General features: G+C 64.3%; 4 protein-coding genes. 3 read left to right on the top strand and 1 reads right to left on the bottom strand.

What is annotated here, in order from left to right:
* The 3 genes from PF446_RS04820 to PF446_RS04810 form a co-directional block, all read left to right on the top strand.
* Positions 1 to 339 (top strand): LOG family protein (locus tag PF446_RS04820; RefSeq protein ID WP_298070114.1); only part of this gene is annotated, 339 nt, incomplete at its 5' end.
* A 159-nt stretch (positions 340 to 498) separates the two neighbouring features.
* On the top strand, positions 499 to 1,017 hold the full coding sequence (msrB, locus tag PF446_RS04815) for a peptide-methionine (R)-S-oxide reductase MsrB (RefSeq protein WP_298070113.1): 519 nt from the start codon (positions 499 to 501) through the stop codon (positions 1,015 to 1,017).
* A 105-nt stretch (positions 1,018 to 1,122) separates the two neighbouring features.
* Complete coding sequence (locus tag PF446_RS04810) at positions 1,123 to 2,490, top strand: glutamate--cysteine ligase (protein WP_298070112.1); 1,368 nt, start codon at positions 1,123 to 1,125, stop codon at positions 2,488 to 2,490.
* Between the two features lie 74 nt (positions 2,491 to 2,564).
* Here the strand turns inward: PF446_RS04810 and dcp are convergent.
* Positions 2,565 to 4,571, bottom strand: a 2,007-nt coding sequence (dcp, locus tag PF446_RS04805; RefSeq protein ID WP_298070111.1) for a peptidyl-dipeptidase Dcp, incomplete at its 5' end; no start/stop codon positions are given.

The following is a 4,571-nucleotide window of genomic DNA, read 5'->3' as shown; positions in this document are numbered from 1 at the left end:
CTGGTCGAGGACATGCGCGAGCGCAAGCACCGCCTGCTGACCGGCTCGGACGCCGTGGTCGCCCTGCCCGGCGGCTGCGGCACGCTGGAGGAGCTGTTCGAGGCGATCACGCTCAAGCGCCTGGGGATCTACCTCAACCCGATCGTGCTGCTGGACACGCTGGGCTTCTATCGACCGCTGGATGCCTTCATGCAGCAGGTGATCGCCGCGCGCTTCATGAATCCCGAGCACACGCGCATGTGGCAGCGCGTGGCCGAGCCGGCCGACGTGCTGCCGGCGATCCTGGATGCGCCGCCGTGGGACGAGACTGCACGCGATTACGCGGCGGTGCGGGAATAGGCGGATGCCTTGCGCGCACCTGCCGGGCTCTCGGCACCCGGCCTGGAAGATGGATAAGGGATGAGGATTGAGGTGGGGTTCGCGCCGCACGCCACGCGCAAGCGTCCAACCGCCTTTCCGGTCCGTATGATGGTCATGAAGCCTAGACGGAGGCCAGGCATGCAACGACGCAACTTCCTGATCACTATCGCCGGCGCCGCCGGTGCGCTGCTGCTGGGAGGCTGCGACCGCCGCCGCGCCGGCGAGTCGGCGGTCGCAGTCGCAGCCACAGGCGCGGCCACGGGACGCTGGGACCTGAGTCCGGCCCAGTGGCGCCAACGACTGACCCCGGCGCAGTTTCGCATCCTGCGCGAGGACGGCACCGAACCCCCTTTCAGCAGTCCGTTGGATCACGAGACGCGCAGCGGCATCTACCATTGTGCCGGCTGCGCGCTGCCGCTCTACAGTTCGGCCACCCAATACGACTCCGGCACCGGCTGGCCCAGCTTCTGGAAACCGCTTCCGCACGCCATCGCCACACGCAGCGACGACAGCCTGTGGATGACCCGCACCGAGGTGCACTGCCGCCGCTGCAAGGGCCACCTCGGGCATGTATTCAAGGACGGGCCGCCCCCGACCGGCCTGCGTTACTGCATGAACGGACTGGCGCTGGCGTTCCACCCCGGTGAACACGCCTGAGTCCGAAGTTGACGACCCGCCGAGTCACGTGATCGGCTCCCGAGCCCTTTCAATTGCGCAGATTCGCCCCCACTGTGGGGCGTGACCTCATGCAAGGATTATCTGGTGTCGATCCCAAGCTCCGCCAAAGCCACCCCGATCACCGATCCACGACAGCTGGTGGCGTACATTGCCAGCGGTGAAAAACCTCGCGACGCCTGGCGCATCGGTACCGAACACGAGAAATTCGGCTTCCACTGGGACGACCTGCGTGCGCCCTCATACGAAGGCGAGCGCGGCATCCGGGTGCTGCTGGAAGGCATCGCCGCCAAGCATGGCTGGGATATCAACCGCGAGCATGGCATGCCGGTCGCGCTGCTCCGTGACGGGGCCTCGATCACGCTGGAGCCGGCCGGACAACTGGAACTGTCCGGCGCCATGCTAGAGACCATCCACCAGACCTGCCGCGAAGTGAACGGCCACCTGGCCGAGGTGCGTTCGGTGGCCGACGAACTGCGCATGGGTTTCCTGGGCATGGGTTTCCAGCCCAAGTGGACGCGCGATCAGATGCCGTGGATGCCCAAGGGCCGCTACGCCATCATGCGTCGCTACATGCCCACGCGCGGCAACCTTGGCCTGGATATGATGACGCGCACCTGCACGGTGCAGGTGAACCTGGATTTCTCCAGCGAAGCGGACATGGTCAAGAAATTCCGCGTGGCGCTGGCCCTGCAGCCGGTGGCCACCGCGCTGTTCGCCGATTCACCGTTCACCGAAGGCCAGCCCAACGGGTACCTGAGCTACCGCTCGCATGTGTGGACCGACACCGATCCGGACCGTACCGGCATGCTCGACTTCGTGTTCGAGGACGGCTTCGGCTACGAGCGCTGGGTGGACTACATCCTCGACGTGCCGATGTATTTCACCATGCAGGACGGCAACCCGGTGGACGTGGCCGGACGCAGCTTCCGCGATTTCCTGAAGGGCAAGCTGCCGGAACTTCCGGGGGTGATGCCGACCCTGCGCGACTGGGACGATCACCTCACCACCACGTTCCCGGAAGTGCGCATGAAGCGCTTTCTGGAAATGCGCGGCGCCGACGGCGGACCGTGGGGCCGGTTGTGCGCGCTGCCCGCGCTGTGGGTCGGATTGCTGTATGACGATACCGCGCTGGATGCCGCCTGGGATCTGGTCAAGGATTTCAGCATGGCCGAGCGCAACGCCCTGCGCGACGGGGTGCCCCGGCAGGCGCTGAAATTGCCGTTCCGCAAGGGAACCGTGCGTGACCTGGCCCTGGAAACCCTGAAGATCGCCGGCCACGGCCTCAAACGCCGCGCCCAGGCCAACGAGCACGGCGTCGACGAAACCATCTTCCTGCAGCCGCTGCTGGAACTGGCACAGTCTGGCCAGACCCCCGCCGAACGCAAGCTGGAACTGTTCCACGGTCCGTGGAAGGGCAGCGTCGACCCGGTGTTCCGTGAGTTCGCCTACTGAACCTTCCGGATTTGTGCAGATGAAAAAGGCCGGCATCATGCCGGCCTTTTTCATTGTCGTACGACAGGGCGAGCCTACTTCAAGCCGCGATCCTTCAGCATCGGGGCCACGTCCGGAGCCTTGCCGTAGAAGTCGCGGAACATCTTGCCCAGATCCTCGGTGTTGCCGCGCGACAGGATCATGTCGCGGTAGCGCTGGCCGTTGGCCCGGGTCATGCCCCCGTGCTGCTGGAACCACTGGAAGGCATCGTCGTCCAGCATCTCGGTCCACAGATAGGCATAGTAACCGGCCGAATAACCATTGCCCCAGATGTGCATGAAGTAGCTGGAGCGATAGCGCGGCGGCAGGTAGGAAAGGTCGGTGTGGTTGTCCTTCAGCGCCTTGGCCTCGAACGCGTCCACATCCTTCAGCGGCGCGTCGGCCGGGATGGTGTGCCAGCTCATGTCCAGCAGCGCCGCCGAGAGCAGCTCGCCCAGGGCATAGCCCTGGTTGAAGTTGGCGGCCTTGTGGATCTTCTCGGCCAGCGCCCTGGGCATGGGCTTGCCGGTCTTGTAGTTCACGGCGTAGTGGTTGAACACCTGCGGATAGCTGGCCCAGTGCTCGTTGAACTGCGACGGGAACTCGACGAAGTCACGCGCCGTATTGGTGCCGGACAGGCTGGGGTATTTCGTGTTGGCAAAGAAACCATTCAACGCGTGGCCGAACTCGTGGAACATGGTGGTCACGTCATCGAAGCTGATCAGTGCGGGTTGGCCCGGCGCCGGCTTGGTGAAGTTGCACACGTTGTAGATGACCGGCTTGGTCCCCAGCAACGTGGACTGGCCCACCAGGTTGTCCATCCACGCGCCGCCCTGCTTGTTGTCGCGCTTGAAGTAATCGGCATAGAACAGGCCCAGCGGCTTGCCGTCCTTGTCGAACACCTCGAACACCTTCACGTCCGGGTTGTAGACCGGGATGTCCTTGCGCGCCTTGAAGGTCAGGCCGTACAGCTCGTGAGCGGCGTAGAACACGCCGTTCTTGAGCACATTGTCGAGCTCGAAGTACGGCTTGACCTGGTCCTGGTCAAGATTGAACTTGGCCTTGCGCAGCTTGTTGGCATAGAACTCCCAGTCCCAGGCCTGCAGTTTGAAGTGCTTGCCGCTCTTGTCGATCATCGACTGCAGCTGGCCAGCCTCGTGACGCGCCTTGGCCATGGTCGGCGGCACCAGCGCGTGGACGAAGTCGAGCACCGTCTTGGGTGTCTTGGCCATCTGGTCCTCGAGCTTCCAGGCCGCGAAGTTGGGGTATCCCAGCAGCTTGGCCTTCTCTGCGCGTACCTTGGCCAGCTGGGCGATGGTGGCGCGGGTATCGTTGGGGCCGCCCTTCTCGGTGCGGTTCCAGGAATGCTCGAACAGCTCGTGGCGCACGTCGCGATGGGTGAGCTCGGCCAGGGCCGGCTGCTGGGTGGTGTTCTGCAGCGGGATGACCCACTTGCCGTCCAGCCCGCGGTCCTTGGCAGCCTGCGCGGCGGCCGCGATCTCGCCTTCGGACAAACCGTCCAGTTTGGCCTTGTCATCCACCACCAACGCGCCGGCCTTGGTCGCGGCCAGCAGCTTGTTGACGAATTGCGAGCGCAGCCTGGACGCCTTTTCATTGAGGCTCTTGAGCTTGGTCTTGTCGGCCACCGACAGCTGGGCGCCATGGTGCACGAAGCCGTTGTAATACCACTCCAGCAGGCGCGCCGACTCGGGATCCAGCTTCAGCGAATTGCGTTCGTCGTACAGCGTCTTGATGCGCTGGAACAGCTTGTCGTTGAGGTAGATCGCGTCGCTGTGCGCAGCCAGCCTGGTCGACATCTCCTCATTGACCTTGTTCAGGGCCGGGTCGGAATTGGCCGAGAACAGGGCGTTGAAGTCCATCTCCACGCGGTGCAGCGTCTGACCGGACTTTTCCAGCGCCACCAGGGTGTTGTCGAAGGTGGGCTTGGCCGGGTTGTCGGCAATCTTCTGGACCTGCTGGAGCTGGTCGGCCATGCCCTGCTTGAAGGCCGGCTCGAAGTCGCTGTCCTTGATCTGGTCAAACGGTGGTGCCTGGAACGGCAG

The organism is Oleiagrimonas sp. (genome assembly GCF_027858935.1).
Lineage (GTDB): Bacteria > Pseudomonadota > Gammaproteobacteria > Xanthomonadales > Rhodanobacteraceae > Oleiagrimonas.
The sequence above is the reverse complement of the archived record's forward strand: the minus strand, read 5'-3'. Positions and strand labels throughout refer to the sequence as shown.